The following is a 22,163-nucleotide window of genomic DNA, read 5'->3' as shown; positions in this document are numbered from 1 at the left end:
ACTACACACATCGTTGAGCGAATAGTTATGTTAGGAGCAGGAATGGAACAGAGGGTCCTCGGGGGAAGATACCTCCTCAAAGATAAGGTGGGAACGGGCGGTATGGCGACCGTCTTCCGTGCACAGGATCAGGTCCTCGACCGCACGGTTGCCGTCAAGATCATGCTGCCGCAGTATGCCGGCGACGCCACCTTCGCCGCCCGTTTTAAGCAGGAAGCCCAGGCAGCTGCCGGCCTGTCCTCCCCCTATATCGTGGGCGTCTACGACTGGGGCAAGGACGGCGACACCTATTACATCGTCATGGAGTACCTGCGCGGTACCGACCTTAAAAGCGGCATCAAGAGCCACGGCGCCCTCGATCCCAAGAAAGTCGCGCAAATCGGCTCGCAGATCAGCTCCGCGCTTTCGGTCGCGCACAAGCACGAGATCATCCACCGCGACATCAAGCCGCAAAACATCATGGTGCTGCCCGACGGCAACATCAAGGTAATGGATTTTGGCATCGCGCGCGCCAAGAACAGTCATCTCACGCAGGATAACAACGTGCTGGGCACCGCCCACTATGTAAGCCCCGAGCAGACCCGCGGCCAGGACCTCGGCCCCACCTCGGATATCTACTCGCTGGGTGTCGTCATGTACGAGTGCGCCACCGGCCGCGTGCCCTTTGACGGCGACGACGCCATCTCGGTCGCGCTCAAGCAGGTCAACGAGCTCCCCATCCCGCCGAGCCAGATCAACTCCGGCGTCGATGCCGACCTGGAGCGTATCATCCTCAAGTGCATGGAGAAGGACCCGGCAAACCGCTTCCAAACGGCCGACGAGCTGCGCCAGGTGCTCAACAGCTACCTGTCCGGCCGTGCCGTCAACGTCTCGGAGCCCACGCGCATCATCGGTGCCGCCGGCGACCTGGGTGCTACCAAGACCCGCGAGCTTTCCGACTCAACGCGCGCCATGGTTCGTCCCGTCTCGGGCGTGAGCGGTCAGAACACCGCCCGTAGCGCTGTCTCGGGCTCCACGGGCTCCTACGAGGTCGAGAAGCCTAAGTCCAACAAGAACAAGATCATCGCCGCCGTGATTGCCGCCGTCGCCGTGATTGGCGTTGTAGTGGCCTTTGCCACGGGCATGTTCAGCGGCGAACAGGTCACGGTGCCCGACGTGCTGGGCAAGGACCAGGAAACCGCTATTGAGCTGATCAAGGAAGCCGGCCTTGAGGTTGGCACCGTCGACCAGAGCTACAACGACGATGTCGACGAGGGAAAGGTCGCCGAGCAGACCCCCAACGGCAACACCAAGAAGGCCAAGGGCACGAGGGTGAACTTGGTAATCTCCAAGGGCCCTAAGCCCTCCGAGAAGGTTGAGGTTCCGCAGCTCCTCGGCCTGACCAAGGACCAGGCCGAGGCCGCATTGGCAAGCGTGGGGCTGAAGGGCAGCGCTTCGGAGGAAGCCAATGAGGCCGAAGAGGGCCAGGTCTTTGAGCAGAGCACTGCCGCCGGCAAGGAGGTCGAGAAGGGCACGACCATCTCGTACAAGGTCTCCAGCGGCCCGGACACCACCTCGGTGCCCGATCTGACCGACATGACCGAGGCCCAGGCGCGCAACGCTCTCGACATGGCTGGCTTTGGCGTCGACGTGAGCTACCAGGAAAACGACTCGGTTACCGAGGGCACCGTAATTAGCTGGAACCCCAGCGGCAAGCAGAAGCCCGGCGCCACGATCACCGTCGTCATTGCCAAGAAGTCCGGCAAGGCCAGCGTCCCGGGCAACCTGTACGGCAAGAGCATCTCCGCCGCCGTCACCGCGCTCAACAACGCCGGTTTCTACAACATCGGCTTCTGTGACCAGAACGGCAACCCTGTGAGCGGCAACGAGAATGCCACCGTTACGGGTGTCTCCCCCACCGGTAAGCAGTCCACCGACACCACGATCACGCTGACGGTTTCCGTCTCCGGTTCCAGCTCCGGCGACGACTCCGAGTCTAGCAACTAACGTCAATCGCTTGTTGCTCCGAGCGGTTTAGACCGCAAACACATTCGCTCAGAAGCGCCCGCTTGCTCCCCCAGCAAGCGGGCGCTTTTCTTTTGACGTGGGATTACCGCCCATGGATGAGCGTAACTTTAAACCAGAAGAGCCCGGCACCATAGCGATACCGAGCTCAATCAATCTCTGGTGCCCCCGGGCGGATTCAAAAACTCCCCCCGCGGGGAAATTGGTGACGCGGGTGTCGACGGTCCGAATCCGCCGACGGCCCCACAAACCAGAAACGGCGCCGCTCTCGCGACGCCGTCATATTCCCTGGTGCCCCCGGGCGGATTCGAAAACTCCCCCCGCGGGGAAATTGGTGACGCGGGTGTCGACGGTCCGAATCCTGCCCTTAGACCAGAAGAGCCCGGCACCGTAGTGGTACCGGGCTCGACAAATCTCTGGTGCCCCCGGGCGGATTCGAACCGTCGACACCCGCTTTAGGAGAGCGGTGCTCTATCCCCTGAGCTACGGAGGCATGTTGTATTAGTGTAGCAGATTTGCGCCACTACCATGCAGCGCATAGCCGCTCTTCGAGATAGTCATCTGCGACGTTCTTTAATGACTAGTCGTTTTAGAACGTCCCCAATTACTACCCAACGACTAGTTGCCTTTGTGGAAGAGGTTTTTGATAACGGAGGGGATGCTCTTGGCGCCCTTGGCCGTCACATCGATAAAGTCGGGCGAACGCACGAGCTTATCCTCGTCGACGTACTTGCGGACCGCGCGCAACGTCTCTTTGTCATCGCGCGTCGAGAACGTAAAGTGGCCGTTATCCTTGGTGAAGATGGCAAAACGCGTGATCTTCTTGGTGCCGCGCAAAACCTCGGCGGCAATATAGTCGACCTCGTCCCACGGGATCTGAATATAATCCTCGGGATTGCGCTCGTTGTAATACTCGAACGCCTTATTGCCCACCATCACGTTACCGTGGCTGGTAAGCCCCATCAGACAGGTTGCCGGCGTTGCCAGATCGACCGTGCTGTTCTGAGATTGCGCCATGCGCGCCTCGCCCTCCAAATAAAACAATCGGACCGCATCCAGTGTACCCACCGGGTGCGGTCCGTTTCAATGGCTCAAAAGCCCTTGCCTAGCAACTCTCGGTCTTAAGCCGAAGCGTGCTTACATGAAGCCGCAGACGCGACCGATGATGCCGACGGCGAAGAGAGCCAGGATGATGACGATCGGGCTGACCTTCTTCTTGAGGAGCTTGCAGACCAGCAGGGTCAGGCACACGGCGGCAAGGCCGGGGATGAGCTGATCGAGGTTGGCCTGAAGCGTGGTGACCTTGACCTGATCAAGGGCAGTACCGCCGATGGAGTTATACATCGTCAGTGCTTCCTTGACACCCTCGGAACCGGAGGGCAGGTTAGCCCAGTCGATAAAGGCGCCAGCAGACTGCGTGACCTTGGAGACGACCGGGGTGAAGGAGATGGACACCCAGCGCTCGACCAGGGCGCCGATGATGAACATACCCAGGATGGAAGCACCCTCGGTAACCTTGCCCATCAGACCGCCAGAGAGGTCCTTGGCGATGGAGGAGCCGACCTTGTAGCCAAACTCCTGCGTGTACCACAGGAAGGCGTAACGGATGATGTTCCACGCGAAGAAGAACAGCAGCGGACCGGCAATGCTACCGGACAGGGCCAGGGAAGCGCCCAGAGCGCCCAGGATCGGGCGAAGGGTGAACCAGAAGGCGGGGTCGCCGACGCCGGCGAGCGGGCCCATCATACCGACCTTGACGCCCTGGATGGCGACGTCGTCGATCGGAGCACCGTTGGCGCGCTCCTCCTCGAGAGCGAGGGTAACGCCAATGACGGGGGCGGAAACATAGGGGTGGGTGTTATAGAACTCCAGGTGGCGCTTAAGAGCGGCAATCTGGTCATCCTTGCTGGTGTAGAGCTTCTTGATCGCAGGGATCATTGCGAAGCACCAGCCGCCATTCTGCATACGCTCGTAGTTCCACGAGCCCTGAAGGAACTGATGACGGAAGCAAACCTTCTTGCGGTCAGCCTTGGTGAGCTGAATCTTGTTCTCTGCCATATGTATCACTCCCCTCCTACTCGTAATCGTTCAGAATATCGCCGAGCGGGTCGCCGGAGCCACCGCCCATGCCGCCACCCTGCTTGGCCAGATCCTTAAGGCCAAGGTAGATGAGGGCAAGGGAGATGCCGATGAGGCCAAGGGCGATCAGCGTGAGCTGAGGGATGGCAGCAAGGACAAAGCCGAGGATGAAGAACGGCCAGGTCTCCTTGGTGGCCATCATGTTGATGACCATGGCGTAACCGACGGAAGCGACCATGCCGCCGCCGACAGCCATGCCGCCGGACAGCCAGTCGGGCATAGCGTTAAGCGCGTTGGTAACAGCCTCGGCCGGGATGATGCACAGAAGCACTGCCGGGATGGCGATACGAAGGCCCTGCATGAGGATAGCAGCGTACTGCCAGCGCTCGATGCCGGCGAAGTCGCCCTTCTCGGCGCAACCGTCCATGGCGTGAGCGATAGCGGTAGCCAGGGTACGGCAGATCATGGTCAGGAACAGGCCAGCGACCGACAGCGGGACGGCGACGGCGATAGCGGCGGTAACGGCCTTGCCCGAATCGGTGGCGCCGCCGTTGAGGGCGAGCACCATGATGATCGAAGAGGCGACCGAGGCCAGAGCGGCGTCAGGCGCGACGGCGGCGCCGACGTTAGCCCAGCCAAGGGCCATCATCTGGAGCGAACCGCCCAGGAGGATGCCCTCCTGAAGGTGACCGGTTACGAGACCGATAAGCGTGCATGCCACGAGCGGCTGATGGAACTGGAACTCATCCAGAATGCCTTCCATACCGGCAAGCAACGCGACAATCGCAACAAGCAGAATAGTGATTGCAGACATGTATCGGACCCTCCTTTACTATGCTTGAGCGGCCAGTTCGGCCTTAGCTTTCTTCAACATGGCGTCGAGATCCTCGGAGGAATCCGAAGGAACCTTGCGGACCTCGAACTTGACGCCCTTGGCCTTGAGGGCCTCGAGAGTCTTGACGTCGTCATCGCCCATAGCGACGGCGTTGGTGACGACGACCTTGCCCTTGGAGTGAGCCATAGAACCGATGTTGACTTCCTTGATGTCGACGCCGGCCTCGATGGCCCTGAGCAGATCCTGCGGGTTCTCGAACAGCAGCATGGCCTTGGTGTCACCAAAGCGCGTGTCCTTGACGACCTCGGCCATCTTCTTGATGGGCACAACGTTGGCATGGACTCCCGGAGGGGCAGCCTGCTCGATCATGGTCTTGCGGAGCTCGTCGTGAGCAACGCCGTCGGAAACCACGATGATGCGGTTGGGGTTGATCTGCTTGGTCCACGTGGTGGCCACCTGACCATGAAGCAGACGGGTGTCGATACGGACGTGGGCGATCTTGATGTGCCCATCGCCGATGACCGTTCCCGGAGGGATGGCGCCTGCAGGAGCAGCGGCGGCCGCAGCCGGCTTCTTCTCCTCGGGCTCCAGAGACTCGGGCTTGACGCGCACGCCAGCCTTAGCCTCAGTCACGAGATGTTTTGCGATCGCATGTGCAGTGTTCTTTGCGTCAAAGCGCTGCGAATATGCCTCGATGAGCATAGGCAGGTTGACACCGGTGACGATAGCCCAGGAATCGTGGCCCTCGATGAGCCCGCTGATCTGGTTGAACGGCGTGCCGCCCCACAGATCAACGAGGAAGAGCACCTGCTCCTGGTCCTCGAAGGAAGCGACTGCTTCCTCGACCTTGGCACGGAAGTCGTCGGGGCCCATGCTCGGCTCGAGCGAGACCACGGCAACAGACGGCTGATCGCCAAAGACCATCGAGCCCGTCTGCTTGATTCCAGCCGCCAAGTCACCATGGCTAGCAAGAACAATACTTACCATCACATAACCTCCTTTTTGTCTACGTATTTCCTACACGACAATAATGGAGTATACCTGTTCGCCTTGTGGATTTATAGCTAAATTCGCAAACGGTTGCATTATTTGTTTAAACGTCTAAGTTTGTTACAAATTGATTACGTTGCTGATTTACAGCTCATTGCCTACTAAAACGTGATTTCCCAATTACTTTCACAGATATATACAGACACTCTGTTCATTAACGCCGCTTTTAGGTTAATCCCAATGCGCCTGCGTGCCGCTATTTTGTTTAAACAGACATAACTTGACTAATTGTATAACTTATGCTCTAGCGCAAGTAGTCGTTGGGGACGTTCTTAAACGACTAGTCAAACAAGAACGTCCCCAACGACTAGGGGCTAGACGATGTGGAGAGGGTTAGCGGCGTCGACGGCGTCGGGGGCGTCAGAAGGGCCGTCGGGGGCAGCGTCTGCCGGATCCTCGTCGGGGGTCTCGATCTGCTTGATCATGACCTCTTGGCCCTGGAGCAAATAGGTGTCACCACTGCCGCAATGGGGGCAGGTCTTGCCGTGCTCGACTGTCGCATAGTCGCGGCCGCACGCCTCGCAATGCGTCACGGCCTCGACGGACTCCACGATAAGCTCCGCGCCCTGCGTGATGGACTTTTTATCTGCCGCCCAGCGCCAAGCGTCGAGCAGCAAGTCGGGAACGACGCCCGAGACCTCGCCCAGCAGCAGCGTGACGCTCGAAACGCGACGCACGCCATTGGCGCGCGCCACGTTCTCAACATCGCGAATAATGTGATAAACGATTCCCAATTCATGCAAGGTAGAAACCTTTCAACAACGGTTGATGCGATGCAAACTCAAAGCAAGGGGACGGCGAAATCTAGTCTGCGCCGTCCCCTTACCCGCCATGGTTACCTATTTACGACCGAACTTGATTTTGATTGCACGCTTTAAAGCATACTTGCCAAGGCTCGGGAGCTTTTGCTCGTATTTGACCATCGTGGAGCACTCGGGGCGATCGCGATCCAGATGGATGGCATCGAACGCGCACTTGGTGGTGCACAGGCCGCAGCCGATGCACTTGTTGGGGTCGACGATTGAGGCACCGCAGCCAAGGCAACGGGCGGTCTCGGCGCGCACCTGCTCTTCGGTAAAGGTCTCGACGTACTCGCTGAAGGGCGCGGCCTTCTCGCGCTCGTGGTCCACGTGGGCAACCTCACGGCTCGCGTTGTCATAGCTCTCGATCACGACATCGTCGCGGTCGAGCGCGGTGTAGCGGCGCTGGTTGCGGCCGATGGTGAGCGTGGAGCCCGGCTGCACAAAGCGGTGGATGGACACCGCAGCCTCGTGACCGGCGGCGATGGCATCGATGGCAAAGCTCGGACCGGTATAGACGTCGCCGCCCACAAAGATGTCGGGTTCGGCGGTCTGGTAGGTCTGGGGATCGGCAAGGGCGCCCTGACCACGGCCAAGCTCCACCTTGGAGCCAGCCAGCAGGTCGCCCCACACGATGGACTGGCCGATGGACATGACGACACGGTCAGCATCGACACGGCGTAGATCGTTCTCGTCGTACTCGGGCGCAAAACGGCCTTCGTCGTCAAAGACACGCGTGCAGCGCTTGAAGGTGATACCGCACACACGACCGGCCTCGTCCAGGTGGACCTCCTTGGGACCCCAACCGCAGCTGATGTGCGCGCCGTCCTCGATGGCCTCGCGACGCTCTTCCTCGCTGGCGGGCATCTGTGCCTCGCTCTCCAGGCAGAACATCTCAACGTGCTCGGAACCCAGACGGCAGGCGTTGCGGGCAACGTCGATGGCCACGTTGCCGCCGCCCACCACGATGGTGCGGCCGGGCAGCGCGTCAATCTTGCCGCTGTTGACCTCGCGCAAAAAGTCGACGGCCACGGTCACACCCTCGGCGTCCTCGCCCGGAATGTCGGCAAGGCGGCCGCCCTGGCAGCCAATAGCCACGTAGAAGGCCTTAAAACCCTGCGTGCGCAGCTCGTCGAGCGTCACGTCGCGGCCGACTTCCACGCCATAGCGGAACTCGGCACCCATCAGGCGAATGATCTCGACCTCGGCCTCGATAACATCCTTCTGCAGCTTAAAGCTGGGAATGCCGTAGGTGAGCATGCCACCCGGGCGCTCGTTTTTCTCGAACACGATGGGCTTGTAGCCCTTCTCGGCAAGATAGAAAGCGCAGGACAGACCGGCCGGGCCGGCACCGATGATGGCAATCTTCTGGTCGAAGCCGCCAGCGCGCGTCGGCGTCACCACGGGCGGGACGTAGCGGGTCGCAGCGTCCAGATCGCGCTGGGCGATAAACTTCTTGACTTCGTCGATAGCCACGGCGGCGTCCACACGACCGCGGGTGCAGGCATCCTCACAGCGGCGGTTGCACACACGGCCGCAGATAGCGGGCAGCGGGTTCTCGCGTTTAATGAGCGCCAGGGCCTCGTCATAGCGGCCCTGCGCCGCGAGCTTCAGATAGCCCTGAACGGCGACATGCGCGGGGCAAGCCGTCTTGCAGGGCGCGGTGCCGGACTCGTGCGTCTCGATGCGGTTGTCGTTGCGGTAGTTAGGCGACCACTTGGTGTGGTCCCACTTGGTGGCATCGGGCAGCTCCTGGCGCGGATACTCGGGCACCTGTCCGCCCGCCTTTTTGCTGCAGAGCTTCTGGCCCAGCTTGGCGGCGCCGGCCGGACACACCTCAACGCAGCGGCCGCAGGCCACGCACTTGTCCTTCTCGACCTTGGCGACATAGGCCGAGCGCGACAGGTTGGGCGTGTTGAACAGCTGCGAGGTGCGCAGGGCGTAGCACACGTTGACGTTGCAGTTACAGATGGCGAAGATCTTGTTCTCGCCGTCGATGTTGGTGATCTGGTGCACAAAGCCGTTGTCCTCGGCCTGGCGCAAGATGTCGTAGACCTCCTCGCGCGTCACATAGTGGCCGCGGTCGGTCTCGACCACATAGTCGGCCATATCGCCCACGGCAATGCACCAGTCGGCGGGGTCGTCGGCGCAGCCCTCTCCCATCACGCGACGGCTCGCGCGGCAGCTACAGGTGCTGGCGGCATACTTGCCATCGTATTTGTCGAGCCAATGCTCGATATGCTCGATCGGCACCGACGTGCTCGCGGCATCGATGGCCTTCTCGACCGGAATGACGTGCATGCCGATACCGGCGCCTCCGGGCGGCACCATCGGCGTGGCCTTGGACAGCGGTCCCTTGGACGCCTGCTCAAAGAACTTGGCATAGACCGGGTGCTCCTCGAGCTGGCTCACGCGCATGTTGAGGAACTCGGCGGAACCCGGCACCAGCATGGGCAGCACCCACTGCTTGGCGCGCTCGGGATTTTCCCAGTTGTACTCGAGCAGACCCGTGTAGCTCATGTCGTCGAGCATCTTCTCGATATCGGCCTCGGGCATGCCGGTGAGCTTGACCATCTCGGGCAGCGTATAGGGACGGCGCATCTTCATCTTGCAGAGTACCTCGGCCTGCTCGTCGGTTGCGGCCTCGGCAAACGACCAGTACTCGTAGCCCAGCAGCTCGTCGCGATGCAGCAGACGGTTGGTGCAGTGCTCGCACAGCTTGACGATGGCCTCGCGCGGATGCTCCGGCAGCGGCGGCACGAACTCCGAACCGATGTCAGGCTCGGTGTAGCTAATTCCCGGTCCGTTGAGAATCATGGTTGTCCCTTCTCTTGCCGCAGCCCGACGAGGCCGCAGCGCCCCTCTTTTTTGCAGGCCGGACATGCCCCCATGCCGTTCACCCGCCATTAGTTGACATTGTGTCAAAAATAGTATTGACGAACCGTCAACAATATTCAAGACTGTTAGGCGAACGGTCAGGCAAAAGAGGATGGAAGGCGGCAAAACATGGGCGGCAAAACAGCAGATACCTCTGTGGTCGATGCCGTCCCCGCATCCGATAGTGCGGCAAAGCGCTTGACGGGCGACGAACGCCGTCGCGAGATCCTCGATGCCGTGCGCACCGTAAGCTCCGAGCTTGGCGTGTCCCACTTATCGGTATCGGCCGTGACCAAGCGAGCCGGCTGCACGCGTTCATTGTTCTACCACTACTTTGCCGATATGGACGCCGCCGTCACCGCCGTCATGGACGAGGCAATCGACGGTTTTATCTCCGAGCTCGAGCAGTGGAATGCCAGCCGCATCGTCGGTGATATCGAGGGCGCACTCGACACCGTCGCCCCGCTCTTTAAGCGCCTGGTCGCCAGCGGCCACGAGCTGCCGAGTACGCTCACCTCGAGCAGCGGCGCGCTCTACGGCGGCTTTCTGCACAACGTGGTCCAGCGCGTGGCACAGTATATCTGCGACACCACCGTGGTGGATTTTGTCGCCCATCACGAGCTGCGCATCGACCATGTCTACGAGACGTTCTACACCCTCATCATGGGACTGTTGATGTATATCCGCACGCACCCCGATGTGCCCGACGAGACGGTCAAGGAAATCATCGCCTCGACACTCCACATCGAGGGCTATACCGCCAAGTATCTGGAGCGCAAGCCCCAGAACTGACGACATTTGGTCAAACTGCCCGCGATCGAAAGAGGGGCCGCGGGCTTGTGAAAGGAGAGCGGCATGCTGTTCGATGTTTGGGGTAGCGATACCCTTATCCACTGGGCCGGCTGGGCCATGGTCTTTATCGGCCTGATCGTGCTCAACGAGGTCGGCCGCCGCACCAAGCTCGGCGCGGCCATCATCTTTGGCGTGGCTCCGCTGGCCATGACCATCTACTGCGTCGCCATCGCCGTCGGCGTTTCGCAGGGTGCCGAGTGGGCGCTCACCAACCCCACCCATGTGTACCAGAACAGCTGGTTCCACTACGCCAAGGTCTACGCGGCGTTGGCCGGTTGCTGGGGCTTCATCGCCATTAAGTATCAGTGGGGCAAGATCGGCAAGGCGCACTGGTTCCGCGCGTGGCCGTTTGTGATCGTCGCCATCAACATCATGATCGCCGTCGTGTCCGACTTCGAGAGCGCCTATCACTTCTTTGTCCTGGGCGAGCCCACCTGGGTCACCTCCGAAGGTGCTACGCAGTTGGCCGGCTGGAACAACGTGTTCAACGGCATCGCCGGTATCATCAACATCTTCTGCATGACCGGTTGGTGGAGCGTCTACGCCTCCGAGGACAAGACCGACATGCTGTGGCCCGACATGACCTGGGTCTACATCATCGCCTACGACATCTGGAACTTCTGCTACACCTACAACTGCCTGCCCACCCACTCCTGGTTCTGCGGCTTTGCGCTGCTGCTGGCGCCCACCGTCGCCGCCTTTATCTGGAACAAGGGCGGCTGGATCCAGAACCGCGCCTTTACGCTGGCCATTTGGTGCATGTTTGCCCAGGTGTTCCCGTACTTCCAGGAGGAGTCCATCTTTGTGACCCACTCCACGCTCGACCCCGGCGCCGCTACCGCGGTCTCGATCGCCGCACTGGTCGCCAACGTCGCCGCGATCATCTACATCGCCTACCGCGCCAAGAAGCTCGGCCGCAATCCCTACAAGCAGGATGTCTTTGAGGGCACCAGCGATTGGGAGAAGGCCACCGCTCGCCGTGCCAAGGTTGATTACGCGCACGCCGAGTAACATGTTGGCCGCTGTTGGCACTTGGGCATAGGCCCGCTCACCAGGCCTTTCAATCCAATGTCTCGCAGAGCCCCCGAAAAGCGTTTCGCTCGCTTTCCGGGGGCTTTTTGTCGTTGCGCCTCTATTCATCTATTCAAAAACACGCGCATATATAAAATCGGATTTCAAATCATGCGGCGGCTCTATGGAGCCCCGTTTTTGGGTACATTGTTGTCCCGATATTGAGCTTGGGGGATATATGAAAGATGAGACGATGGGCCAAGAGGATGCGGTCCAAGATGCAGAAGCGTGTGCCGAGGCCCTGGAGAGTCTAGACCAGATCGCGCTGGCCGAGATTACGTTTGACGATTCGAGCGTTAATGTGCAGGATGAGCCGGAAATCGAGGCGCAGCTCGATGATCAGGATGCAAAAGACGATGGCGCCGCGCCCACCGAAGACGAGGCAGGTCACGAAGACACCGAAAGCGAGGCCGGCAATCAGCCCGAATCCGACACGGGCGAGGAAACCGTCTTGCTCGACAGCTTGCCGGCCGAGGATTCGCTGACCCGCGAGCTTCCTGGCCTGGGTTCCGCACCAGCCGTGGACGAGACCATCGCCATGGGCGATATTCCCCTACCGTCCGTTCCCTCGGCACGCGAGGCCGAGGTTCGTCATCGCAAGATGTCGCCCAAGCGCCGCAATCTGATGGTCGCCGGTATCGTGGCCGCCGCGCTCGTCGCCGGCGGTGCAGGCTATGCTGCCTGGAACGGATATCAGCAAGAGCAGGCTGCCGCTGTCGCCGCCAATGCCCACACGATGATGTCGGTGCAGATTGGCGTGCATGCCGCGGGCCTCGACTGTTCCACCAGCTCTAAGATTCCCGTACAGGTGAGCGGTCAGGACGCTGATGGCTCATCCGTGAGCGAAACGCTCTATGTTGACGAGCACGGCCGCGGCATCAAACTGCTGCCCGGCGATTACACGCTCTCCATCGCTGCCTCTCCCATCGCGGCCGACGGCACCATCTATACCGTCCCGAGCACCAAGGCGCAGGTCACGATCAAGAGCGACGGACAGGACCTAAGCAGCCAGGCCGCCTTTAAGCTCAAGGTGCCTTCGGCCGACACGGTGACTGACGACCAGATCGATGCCGCCGCCAAATATGCCGAGGAGGGAGGCGCGAGCTCCGCCGCCACCGCCAAGGTGCTCCAGCAGGCGGCAACCGCGCGGCGCGACGCCGCCGTCAATGCCGTGAGCGCGCAAAAGGCACAGGCGGCCCGTGATGCCGACGCCCGCCACAAGGCAACCGACCTCTACCAGCTCGATATCCCCGTCGAGTGGTACGGCAAGGTCGAGACTTGGCAAAATGGCAGCACGCTATGCATCTATCTTGCCGGCGACAGCGATACACCGATTGTGACGCTCGTCGCAGTGCGCGAGGGCGAGAGCTTTACGCCCGATGAGGGCGATACGGTTTTGGGTGCGGCCAACCTAGGCAACGGTTATACCGTCTACGCCAGCGGTCCCGTCTATCCGTACGTGGTGCCCCAGACCATCAACGGACGGACGCAGAATCCCGTGTCGACCTACCCTATGGACTCGGCCATTGAGCTTGTCGAGCTCACGACCGGCAACCGCTACACCTATAGCCAGATCAAGAACGTACTGGTCGGCAAAGACGGCAAGGCCGACGCTGCGACCAAACTCGAGACCGACTACCTCGCCCAGATTCTCCTGCCGAGCATCAAGGCCCAGGACTAGCGGACCATGACACCTGAGTCCTGGCCTCGCAAATCCATAGACGATTAGGAAAGGAGCCACTTCCATGCGGGCACAGCATGTACCACGCCGTGTTTGCATGGAATATCGGCCTGCTCATCCATGGTAACGATTACCGACTCGCCAAGATCAAACTGGGCCATCGCGGCATTGAGCGCGGCAATTTCGCGCTCGCGCGTTTTCTCGCTTGTCATATCCACACTTACCTGAATCAGGCCGTAAGCCTGCATGAGCAGTGCATCCCCAGCCACAAAGTCCACCTCATGGCTTTTATTCTTATCTTTAATCAGCAGGCGGCAAACCGAACCGGGCCGCACGGCGGGGGTCCTTCTTCTGAGCGCATTGAACACCGCGGTCTCGAGCCTCTGACCATGATCCAATGCCGATGCGGGGGAGAACGCTCCGAACATCGCAGGATCGACGGCGTAGACCTTAGACGCAGACCGCGTATTATTTGCAAGCGAACGCGTGAACTCCGGCACCGAAAACAGCAGGTAGGCGTCCTCGTAATACTCAAGTAAGTCGCTGAGCGTATTTCGACTGACGGATATCTGTCTGCTCTTGAACTCGTTGTACACTTTGTTCACTGACAGCTCTCGTCCCGAAGATGCCATGCACCGCGCCAGAAACAGCGAGGCCAAACGGGGGTTCTTGACGTCGTAACGTTCAACGACGTCCATGGCGACCGTTCGCGACGCATATTCCTGTAGCAGCTGAATCGCGTCTGCGGGCGTCTGCTCAAGTGTCGCGATGAATCCCCCTCGCTCGAGATATCCGACCAGATGGTGTCGGAGCAACGCTGCATCGCTCGAGGAGAAGGGTGCGTTCGACTCAGGAACGCTCCCCGTCTTATATCGGACGTATTCCGAAAAACTCAACGGAAAAAGCTCTCGCACAAGAGAACGGCCCCTGAACTCGCTCTTAAGTTCTGAGGACAGCATCTTAGAAGAAGATCCCGTCACGTAAACGGTCGCCTTCTCCGTATCGACCACGCGTCGCAGAAACGCACCCCATTCGGGTATTTCCTGGATCTCGTCAAAGAAAAGGTAGGCGCCCTCGCCTCGAGCAGCAGGATATAGTGCATAGAATGTATCGAGCACGTCCGCTAGTAGCGATGGCTCATACGGACGCAAGCGCTCATCCTCAAAATTGAAATATAGCATCCGGTCAAGCTCGACGCCTTGGCCCTGAAGCCGCCGTATCTCCTGATACAGGCGATACGTCTTTCCACAACGACGGGCGCCCACAATCACATATACGATGTTGTCGCGCTTTGGCTCCTGCGGGTTGCCCAGATCAAGGTCGCGCTCAAAGACCTGCGGAATCCCCTGTTGCTCAAAGTCCTTTATTTTTTGAGCCACCAAGTCGTTGAATGCCATAATTCTCCAATCTTGCTCTCCTGCTAATCAAGATTATAACGATTCTTGATTAGCAGGAGAGCAAGATTATGCGTATCTTGATTAATGGATAAGCAAGTTTTCTATTAGTGGCCCCTCCCGGAGGATATCGAGCGGCCGAGGGGGGCAGGCATGAACGCCTCTAGCCGAAAACAAAGTAGCTAAAAAAGCCCCGTCCCAAATGAGCTACTTAACGCCAGGGGTCGGCTTCGAAGAGGGGCTCGCGCTCGGGGCGACGATCGCTATAAGGATCGTAGCCGTCGTCATCCTCGTTCTCGGCACGGATGTAGGGGTCGCGCGGCTTGGGCACAGGCTTGGGTGCGGCCGGCGCGGCGTTGGCGACCGGCGCATTCGTCCTGTTCTTGTCTATCATCTGCATATCTCCTTGCCATGCAATCGTGTTCAACATTATCGATTGTCGCACGAAAAAGGGCGGCGGACCCAATTGGATCCGCCGCCCTTGGCGTTTAGAGACGGCTGGCAGATTTTAAGGCATGTCCCATAAATCTACTCGGCGTCGGGGACCTCGTAGGTAGCAGACGGCGTGTTGTCGCACACGACGGTAAAGCCGCCGTCCTTGTCGGCATCGACCGTCACCTGATCGCCCTCGCGCACCGTACCGTCGATGATGGCGGCGGCGATGGCGTCCACGACCTCGCGCTGGACCAGGCGCTTGAGCGGACGGGCACCGAACACGGGGTCCAGGCCACCCACGGCGAGCATCTGCTTGGCCGCCGGGGTGATGGCAAGCGTCATGCGCTCCTTGGCCAGACGCGCGCGGACGTCGGCAAGCTGGATGTCGACGATCTTCTCGATCTGCGCCATGCCGAGCGGATGGAACACCACGATATCGTCGATACGGTTGAGGAACTCGGGGCGGAAGGTCTGAGCCATGGCGGCGTCGACCTGATGGCGCATCTCCTCCTCGTCCTTACCGGACAGATCGGCGATGGCCTTGGAGCCCACGTTAGACGTCATGATGATGATCGTGTTCTTGAAGGACACCTGGCGACCCTGGCCATCGGTCAGACGGCCGTCATCAAGCACCTGCAGCAGCACGTTAAAGACATCCGGATGAGCCTTCTCCATCTCGTCGAGCAAAATCACGGAGTACGGACGACGGCGCACGGCCTCGGTAAGCTGGCCGCCCTCGTCGTAACCCACGTATCCCGGAGGCGCACCGATCAGACGTTGGACGCTGAACTTCTCCATGTACTCGGACATGTCGATACGCACGAGCGCACGCTCGTCATCGAACAGGCACTCGGCAAGCGCCTTGGCGAGCTCGGTCTTGCCCACGCCGGTGGGGCCCAGGAAGAAGAAGCTGCCGATGGGCTTGTCCGGATCGGAGAGGCCCGCACGGCTGCGACGCACGGCCGCGGCGACAGCGGAGACCGCCTCGTCCTGGCCGATGACGCGCTTATGCAGCTCGCCCTCCAAGCCCTTCAGCTTGTCGAGCTCGCCCTGCATCATCTTGGAGACGGGCACGCCGGTCCAGGCGCTCACGACCTCGGCGATCTCATCGGAGGTCACCTGCTCGTTGAGGCCCTCGCCGTCCTGCTGCTTTTGTGCCTCGAGCGCAGCCTCGGAATCCTGAATCTGCTGCTGCAGACCCGGGATCACGGAATAGCGCAGCTCGGACGCACGGCCCAAGTTTCCGTTGCGCGTCGCGCGCTCCTCTTCACTCTTGGCCTCGTCGAGCTGGCCTTTAAGCTCCTGCACGTGGTCGATGGCGTTCTTCTGGTTGAGCCAGCCGGCCTTTTGCACGTTGAGCTTTTCTTGGACCTCGGCAATCTCCTGGCGCAGGGCCTCCAGACGCTCCTTGGAGGCGTCGTCGGTCTCCTTCATGAGCGCCTGCTCCTCGATCTGCAGCTGGGTGAGCTGACGCGTGGTGGCGTCAATCTCGACCGGCATGCTGTCGAGCTCCATGCGCAGGCGGCTTGCGGCCTCATCGACCAAGTCGATGGCCTTGTCGGGCAGGAAGCGGTCGGCAATGTAGCGATCGGAGAGGTCGGCAGCTGCCACGAGCGCGCTATCGGTGATATGCACGCCGTGGAAGATCTCGTACTTCTCCTTGAGGCCACGCAGGATCGAGATGGTGTCCTCGACGGTAGGCTCGCTCACCATAACGGTCTGGAAACGACGGGCGAGTGCCGCGTCCTTCTCGATGTACTTGCGATACTCGTCGAGCGTAGTCGCGCCGATTGCGTGCAAGTCGCCACGGGCGAGCGCCGGCTTCAGGATGTTGCCGGCATCCATGGAGCCCTCGGTGGCACCCGCGCCCACGATGGTGTGGAGCTCATCGATGAACAGGATGACCTTGCCCTCGGACTTTTGCACTTCCTTGAGCACGGCCTTCAAGCGGTCCTCGAACTCGCCGCGATACTTGGCGCCGGCGACCAGCGCGCTCATGTCGAGCTCGATGAGGTCGCGGTCGCGCAGGGTGCTCGGCACGTCGCCGGCCACGATACGCTGGGCGATGCCCTCGACGATGGCCGTCTTGCCGACGCCCGGCTCGCCGATGAGCACGGGGTTGTTCTTGGTGCGGCGGGACAGAACCTGGATGGTACGGCGGATCTCGTCGGTACGGCCGATGACCGGGTCGAGCTTGCCGGCGCGGGCCAGATCGCAGATGTTGCGACCGTACTGCTCCAGCGCCTCAAACTGGGTCTTATCCTCGGCAGACGTCACGCGGTCATCGCCACGCAGCTCCTCGTAGACCTGCTCGATGCGCTCCTTGGTGACGCCGGCGTCACGCAGTACACGACCAGCCTCGCCCTTGTCCTCGGCAAGCGCCATCAGCAAATGCTCGGTCACCACAAAGCTGTCGCCCATCTTGGTGGCCTTCTTCTCGGCCTTCTCGATGACGCGGACGAGCTCATTGGACAGGCCCATCTGCTGGCCCTCGCCCGAAACCTTGGGCGCGCGGTCGATGGCATCTTGTGTGGAGCGTGCAAGCTGGGCCGGATCGGCGCCGATGCGCTCGATGATCACGGAGATATTGCGCTCGCCGGCACCAAGCAGGGCGGACAGCAGGTGAATCGGCTCCACCGCGCCGGCCTGCGCGTCGGCAGCCGTGCTCATGGCGGTCTGCAGCGCCTCGCGCGACGTCATTGCTAGCTTATCGATTCTCATGGAATCACCTCTCTTGGGGCGGCCGCCCTACGGGGCGGCTTCACGTTGTTCGAGAAGTATTGTTGCCAGCTTTGCGCGATCTTATACACAAATCTAAGTCTCTATATATAAGATTTTCTGAGTGGTTGATGGATAGGGTACTGAGATGTCAGCCCGCCGCTGCCCAGGCGCACTACCATCTCGATCTGTAACATCTAGCAGCCATTTTTGGTCCTAGATGTTACAGATCGAGATGAAATGACCAGCGGCAACCGTTTGTCTCAATCTGTAACATCTACTCGGCAAATTAGGGTCTAACTGTTACAGATCGAGACAAACAGAAGACACCCGAATCGAAAATCTAAATCTGTAACACCAGGCCCACTTTTAGCGGCCAAGATGTTACAGATCGAGACAAACCAAGAACCACCACAAAGATGCCCGTCCCCTTTGTGGTGGTCCAGAGAAGAATCAGCCCCGATTAAAAGAAGCGACATCAAGCCCAGTCTACGTTTGGCGATCCCAAGACCTAGCGAGAACGCAGCGATGGAATCGAGAACCGACAATAGCCCGTTCGCACAGATAGAGGCGGAGATTCAAGGTCAGAGTCCGGCTTAAACGGCTTAGCTATCGCACGTCACAATGTTCTCGTCGTCCTTCCTATCGTATTTATAGTGCTTATAGTGAAAATAGCGGCTTTAGTGAGAATAGTATTGCGCAAAACTCGTGAACTCAATTTTTGACCTCTCGCCCAGAATGAGAGGGAGGCAAATATTCCTATTAGAGGTCAAATCGGAGCCTAATAGGGCCTTTTAGCCCCTCTCATTCCGGGCGGTCGCTTTCTTTTGACTATTGTCGTAAGCTGGTATCGCTTATCTTAATGATTGCATACTGTTTGCGAGGTACCCGCCGTGAAACGCTCCACCTATATCGGCCTGCTCGTCTTAGCGTTTGCAATTACCGCAGCCGGCGTAGGCATTATCTATCTCGCATTTCTCCCTGCCTCGGCGACGCAGGCGGCGGTTGAAACCGTAAGCTACCCCATCGAAATCCTCACCGATATCGTCAAACCCGATTCAATCACCGTCGATTTCGACGGTACGCCCGCAGCGCTTGGGGTCAGCAACTATCCCCGAATCGAACTTGGGGCCACGCGCTATACCCAAGATGAGCAGCTTATCGGCAAGGCAACCAATTTACTCAAAGGCAAAACGTTTACGCGGTGGTACGGCGCCGCAATATATCGAGCCAAGAAAGGCCAAATGAATGGCGGGTATTATTCGACCCTTGAACTCGATGCGGCAAACGGGAGCAGACTGTGCAACGTCTCATACGACCCCGGCTACGTGGACAACGAAGGGCCGGGGGTCTATATCTCGGATGGCGACGTAATCTACGTCATGGAAGGCGACCAGACGGCAGTCGTCGATTTTATGGATCGGTGTACCGAGGATGCCTACGAACAAACCTGCGAGCCCGATCCACAGACAGCGCGCGACAGCGGCTCAGCACGCACTTGGCTATTTGACGATGAGATAACCTGGACCCCATCGAAATAAGAACCCGCCGGACAGGCACCTTTGTGGTGGTCCAAAAAGAAGCCGCCCCAATAAAAAGAGGCGGCATCAAGCAAGTCTATTTATTAGCGTCCCTCAAGACCCAACGAGAACGTCGCGGTAGCCCCGGCCATACCTTTCCCTCGGGCGACCCTCGCGAAGCGCGTGAGCACGAGGGAAAGGTGTGGCCGGGGCGTACAGCAGCGTTACTCGGCAGCGGCCTTGAACTTGTTGTAGTTGATCAGGCAGCCGGCCTTGACGATGGCGCGCTCCTCTGCCGTCATATCGGCAATATAGAGCTCAATCTGCTCAACCGCACCATCGGCGCGCACCACGTAGGCGGCGATGTTCTTGAGATCGCCATCGAGCGCGGCACGGATACCCGGCACAAAGACGTAGTCGCCCACCTCAAAGTTGGGCTCGGCCTCCATCTGGAAGGGCACCATGCCCCAGTTCATGACGTTGGAGCGATAGCGCTTGGTGGCGTACTCGTGGACGATGTTGGCCAGGCCGCCAATTACGCGCTGGCAGCTCGCGGCCTGCTCGCGGGCGGAACCGTCACCGGGCTTCTTGGCATAGAGCATGGAGCCGTACTCGGTCGCCTTGGCATCGGCCGCGACACCCACGCCGGCCAGTGCCTCGAACACACCGGCAAGCTCGGCATCGAGTGCCGCCAGGTCGCCCGCGGCCTCGCCGGCCACGCGACGCTTCTCCACGGCGTCGACCTCCTTGGAGCGGCCCACGTAGGCCGGGTCGCGACGGCTCAGCGTAAACTCGGCCAGGCCCAGCGGGTTGGAGCGGAAGGAGCTCGTCTCGCCCGATGGGATCAGCTCGTCGGTCGTGGTGACCGGGTCCATGATCTTGGAGCACACCTTGAGCAGGATATCGTCGCCGAGGGGCTCCATCGCGGGCCACGGCTTGATGTTGGGGCCTTCGACCAGCTCGTCGGCAGGCTCCGCCTTGCCAAAGCCCCAGTACACGCGCTTTTTGTACGGCACGTCGTCAAAGGTGTACTCGCAGGCCTCGTCCCAAGTCTCCTCGGGCAGGTCGGTCGCCGGCGTCAGGACGCCGCCGTTGGCAGCCGTCGCCGCGATGGAGCGGGCGTCCATCAGGGCCACGGCGCTCAGCTGGCCATTACCCGGCTTGGAACCCTCGCGGTTGGGGAAGTTGCGCGTGGTGTGGCGGATCGAAAGGCCGTTGTTGGCGGGCGTGTCGCCAGCGCCAAAGCACGGGCCGCAGAACGCCGTGCGCACGATCGCGCCGGCCTCCATAAGGTCGTAGATATAGCCGCGGCGTGTAAGTTCGAGCGCCACGGGCTGGCTCGTGGGATAGACCGACAGCGAGAACTCGCCGCAGCCGGTGTTGGCGCCCTTGAGCACGCGGGCAGCCTGGACCACGGAGTCGTAGTTGCCGCCCGAGCAGCCGGCGATAACGCCCTGCTGCACGTGCAGTTTGCCGTCGACGATCTTGTCGAGCAGGCTAAAGTGCGTCTTACCCTCGCCGATCTTGGCGGCCTCGAGCTCCACCTCGTGAAGGATGTCCTCGAGGTTCTCATTGAGCTCGTCGATCTCAAAGCCGTTGGAAGGATGGAACGGCAGCGCGATCATGGGCTTGATGCTCGACAAGTCGACCTCGACGCAGCCGTCGTAGTAGGCGACATCGGCGGGCTTGAGCTCGCGGTAGTCGTCGCCGCGGCCGTGCATGGTCAAAAACGCGTGCGTGTCCTCGTCGGTTGCCCAGATTGAGGAAAGGCAGGTGGTCTCGGTGGTCATGACGTCGACGCCGTTGCGGTAGTCGGTCGTCATGCTCGAGATGCCGGGGCCCACGAACTCCATGACCTTGTTCTTAACGTAGCCCTTGGCAAAGACGGCGCGGATGATGGCGAGCGCCACGTCGTGCGGGCCGACGCCGGGGCGCGGGGCACCCGTGAGGTAGATGGCAACGACGCCGGGATAGGCGACATCGTAGGTGTCGCGCAGCAACTGCTTGGCCAGCTCGCCGCCGCCCTCACCCACGGCCATGGTGCCTAGGGCGCCGTAGCGGGTGTGCGAGTCGGAACCCAGGATCATCTTGCCGCAACCGGCAAAGTTCTCACGCATAAAGGAGTGGATAACGGCGATGTGCGGCGGGACAAAGATGCCGCCGTACTTCTTGGCCGCAGAGAGGCCAAAGACGTGGTCGTCCTCGTTGATGGTGCCGCCCACGGCGCACAGCGAGTTATGGCAGTTGGTGAGCACGTAGGGCAGCGGGAACTGCTCCATGCCCGAGGCACGCGCCGTTTGGATGATGCCGACAAAGGTGATGTCGTGGCTCGCCATGGCGTCGAAGCGAATCTTGAGTGCCTCGGGGTCGCCGGACGTATTGTGTGCTTGGAGGATCGAATACGCGATGGTTCCGCGCTTGGCATCCTCGGGCGTCTTCGTAATGCCGCGCTCAGCAGCCTCGGCCGCAGGCACGACCTCGCTGCCGCCGCGCAGGTAGATGCCGTCCTCGTACAGCTTGACCATACTGTCTCCCACTCTGCCCAAAAGATTTGGGCGCATAGCATACATTCGTTCAATATCGTGCCATAGAACGGTTGCGAGTGGGTTACGAATCTGCACGTTCACTTTATCTAGGTAAAGTAAAGGACGTGCCGGTCGAGGGCCGGAAGATTTTGTGCAAGAGCGTCCCTTTCGACTAGTCATTTAAGAACGTCCCCAATGACTACCCTACCGCATCCGGAGCAAGGCAACGCCGCAGGCAGAGGACGGACAGACACTATGACCCAATCCGAGGGCACTAAAAAGACAGGAGCCCCCGCTCGTGACCGCGGGTCGGGGCTGCGAC

15 protein-coding genes and 1 tRNA gene are annotated in these 22,163 nt (G+C 60.3%); 5 read left to right on the top strand and 11 right to left on the bottom strand.

Annotation, left to right across the window (positions count from 1 at the left end):
• Nucleotides 1–42: 42 nt before the first annotated feature.
• Nucleotides 43–1,986, top strand: coding sequence for a Stk1 family PASTA domain-containing Ser/Thr kinase (gene pknB, locus GT571_RS07625; RefSeq protein ID WP_161156454.1), 1,944 nt, complete (start codon nucleotides 43–45; stop codon nucleotides 1,984–1,986).
• Between the two features lie 435 nt (nucleotides 1,987–2,421).
• Here pknB and GT571_RS07620 read toward each other — a convergent pair.
• The 7 genes from GT571_RS07620 to GT571_RS07590 form a co-directional block, all read right to left on the bottom strand.
• Nucleotides 2,422–2,497, bottom strand: a tRNA-Arg gene (locus tag GT571_RS07620).
• A gap of 125 nt (nucleotides 2,498–2,622) precedes the next feature.
• Nucleotides 2,623–3,021 carry a DUF956 family protein gene (locus GT571_RS07615; protein ID WP_006235193.1) on the bottom strand — a complete coding sequence of 133 codons (399 nt, stop codon included), beginning with the start codon at nucleotides 3,019–3,021 and terminating at the stop codon, nucleotides 2,623–2,625.
• A gap of 120 nt (nucleotides 3,022–3,141) precedes the next feature.
• Nucleotides 3,142–4,062, bottom strand: coding sequence for a PTS system mannose/fructose/sorbose family transporter subunit IID (locus GT571_RS07610; protein WP_161156452.1), 921 nt, complete (start codon nucleotides 4,060–4,062; stop codon nucleotides 3,142–3,144).
• Between the two features lie 16 nt (nucleotides 4,063–4,078).
• Nucleotides 4,079–4,897 carry a PTS mannose/fructose/sorbose transporter subunit IIC gene (locus GT571_RS07605; RefSeq protein WP_161156450.1) on the bottom strand — a complete coding sequence of 273 codons (819 nt, stop codon included), beginning with the start codon at nucleotides 4,895–4,897 and terminating at the stop codon, nucleotides 4,079–4,081.
• Nucleotides 4,898–4,915: 18 nt separating this feature from the next.
• On the bottom strand, nucleotides 4,916–5,905 hold the full coding sequence (locus GT571_RS07600) for a PTS sugar transporter subunit IIB (RefSeq protein WP_099432538.1): 990 nt from the start codon (nucleotides 5,903–5,905) through the stop codon (nucleotides 4,916–4,918).
• Between the two features lie 377 nt (nucleotides 5,906–6,282).
• Nucleotides 6,283–6,711, bottom strand: coding sequence for a hydrogenase maturation nickel metallochaperone HypA/HybF (locus tag GT571_RS07595; RefSeq protein ID WP_161156448.1), 429 nt, complete (start codon nucleotides 6,709–6,711; stop codon nucleotides 6,283–6,285).
• A gap of 96 nt (nucleotides 6,712–6,807) precedes the next feature.
• Nucleotides 6,808–9,585: an FAD-dependent oxidoreductase gene (locus GT571_RS07590; protein ID WP_192934675.1), complete on the bottom strand. Its 2,778-nt coding sequence runs from the start codon at nucleotides 9,583–9,585 to the stop codon at nucleotides 6,808–6,810.
• Nucleotides 9,586–9,774: 189 nt separating this feature from the next.
• Between GT571_RS07590 and GT571_RS07585 the strand changes: the two genes are divergently transcribed.
• The 3 genes from GT571_RS07585 (at nucleotide 9,775) to GT571_RS07575 (ending at nucleotide 13,249) form a co-directional block, all read left to right on the top strand.
• A complete protein-coding gene (locus GT571_RS07585) occupies nucleotides 9,775–10,437 on the top strand; it encodes a TetR/AcrR family transcriptional regulator (protein WP_161156446.1) in 663 nt (220 codons plus the stop codon).
• Nucleotides 10,438–10,500: 63 nt separating this feature from the next.
• On the top strand, nucleotides 10,501–11,508 hold the full coding sequence (locus tag GT571_RS07580; RefSeq protein ID WP_161156444.1) for a DUF5692 family protein: 1,008 nt from the start codon (nucleotides 10,501–10,503) through the stop codon (nucleotides 11,506–11,508).
• Nucleotides 11,509–11,746: 238 nt separating this feature from the next.
• A complete protein-coding gene (locus GT571_RS07575; RefSeq protein ID WP_161156442.1) occupies nucleotides 11,747–13,249 on the top strand; it encodes a hypothetical protein in 1,503 nt (500 codons plus the stop codon).
• A gap of 44 nt (nucleotides 13,250–13,293) precedes the next feature.
• Here the strand turns inward: GT571_RS07575 and GT571_RS07570 are convergent, their stop codons facing one another.
• The 3 genes from GT571_RS07570 to clpB all read right to left on the bottom strand — a co-directional run bounded on the left by GT571_RS07570 (nucleotide 13,294) and on the right by clpB (nucleotide 17,799).
• Nucleotides 13,294–14,646 (bottom strand): ATP-binding protein, encoded by a 1,353-nt coding sequence (locus tag GT571_RS07570; RefSeq protein WP_161156440.1) that lies wholly within the window; start codon nucleotides 14,644–14,646, stop codon nucleotides 13,294–13,296.
• Nucleotides 14,647–14,854: 208 nt separating this feature from the next.
• A complete protein-coding gene (locus tag GT571_RS07565; protein WP_240136230.1) occupies nucleotides 14,855–15,037 on the bottom strand; it encodes a hypothetical protein in 183 nt (60 codons plus the stop codon).
• Nucleotides 15,038–15,171: 134 nt separating this feature from the next.
• Nucleotides 15,172–17,799 (bottom strand): ATP-dependent chaperone ClpB, encoded by a 2,628-nt coding sequence (gene clpB, locus GT571_RS07560; RefSeq protein WP_161156438.1) that lies wholly within the window; start codon nucleotides 17,797–17,799, stop codon nucleotides 15,172–15,174.
• A gap of 890 nt (nucleotides 17,800–18,689) precedes the next feature.
• Between clpB and GT571_RS07555 the strand changes: the two genes are divergently transcribed.
• Nucleotides 18,690–19,337, top strand: coding sequence for a hypothetical protein (locus tag GT571_RS07555; RefSeq protein WP_161156436.1), 648 nt, complete (start codon nucleotides 18,690–18,692; stop codon nucleotides 19,335–19,337).
• 203 nt (nucleotides 19,338–19,540) lie between these two features.
• Here the strand turns inward: GT571_RS07555 and GT571_RS07550 are convergent, their stop codons facing one another.
• The gene (locus GT571_RS07550) at nucleotides 19,541–21,841 is read right to left on the bottom strand and encodes a hydratase (RefSeq protein WP_161156434.1); all 2,301 of its coding nucleotides are present in this window, start codon (nucleotides 21,839–21,841) and stop codon (nucleotides 19,541–19,543) included.
• Nucleotides 21,842–22,163 lie beyond the last annotated feature (322 nt).

This window comes from Collinsella aerofaciens (genome assembly GCF_009876115.1).
Lineage (GTDB): Bacteria > Actinomycetota > Coriobacteriia > Coriobacteriales > Coriobacteriaceae > Collinsella > Collinsella aerofaciens_N.
The sequence above is the reverse complement of the archived record's forward strand: the minus strand, read 5'-3'. Positions and strand labels throughout refer to the sequence as shown.

Coding starts and splice junctions, on each gene's coding strand:
- GT571_RS07610 (WP_161156452.1), bottom strand. CDS start 4,062: ATGGCAGAGAACAAGATTCAGCTCACCAAGGCTGACCGCAAGAAGGTT.
- GT571_RS07590 (WP_192934675.1), bottom strand. CDS start 9,585: ATGATTCTCAACGGACCGGGAATTAGCTACACCGAGCCTGACATCGGT.
- GT571_RS07615 (WP_006235193.1), bottom strand. CDS start 3,021: ATGGCGCAATCTCAGAACAGCACGGTCGATCTGGCAACGCCGGCAACC.
- GT571_RS07565 (WP_240136230.1), bottom strand. CDS start 15,037: ATGATAGACAAGAACAGGACGAATGCGCCGGTCGCCAACGCCGCGCCG.
- GT571_RS07550 (WP_161156434.1), bottom strand. CDS start 21,841: ATGGTCAAGCTGTACGAGGACGGCATCTACCTGCGCGGCGGCAGCGAG.
- GT571_RS07585 (WP_161156446.1), top strand. CDS start 9,775: ATGGGCGGCAAAACAGCAGATACCTCTGTGGTCGATGCCGTCCCCGCA.
- clpB (WP_161156438.1), bottom strand. CDS start 17,799: ATGAGAATCGATAAGCTAGCAATGACGTCGCGCGAGGCGCTGCAGACC.
- GT571_RS07600 (WP_099432538.1), bottom strand. CDS start 5,905: ATGGTAAGTATTGTTCTTGCTAGCCATGGTGACTTGGCGGCTGGAATC.
- GT571_RS07575 (WP_161156442.1), top strand. CDS start 11,747: ATGAAAGATGAGACGATGGGCCAAGAGGATGCGGTCCAAGATGCAGAA.
- GT571_RS07605 (WP_161156450.1), bottom strand. CDS start 4,897: ATGTCTGCAATCACTATTCTGCTTGTTGCGATTGTCGCGTTGCTTGCC.
- GT571_RS07570 (WP_161156440.1), bottom strand. CDS start 14,646: ATGGCATTCAACGACTTGGTGGCTCAAAAAATAAAGGACTTTGAGCAA.
- pknB (WP_161156454.1), top strand. CDS start 43: ATGGAACAGAGGGTCCTCGGGGGAAGATACCTCCTCAAAGATAAGGTG.
- GT571_RS07580 (WP_161156444.1), top strand. CDS start 10,501: ATGCTGTTCGATGTTTGGGGTAGCGATACCCTTATCCACTGGGCCGGC.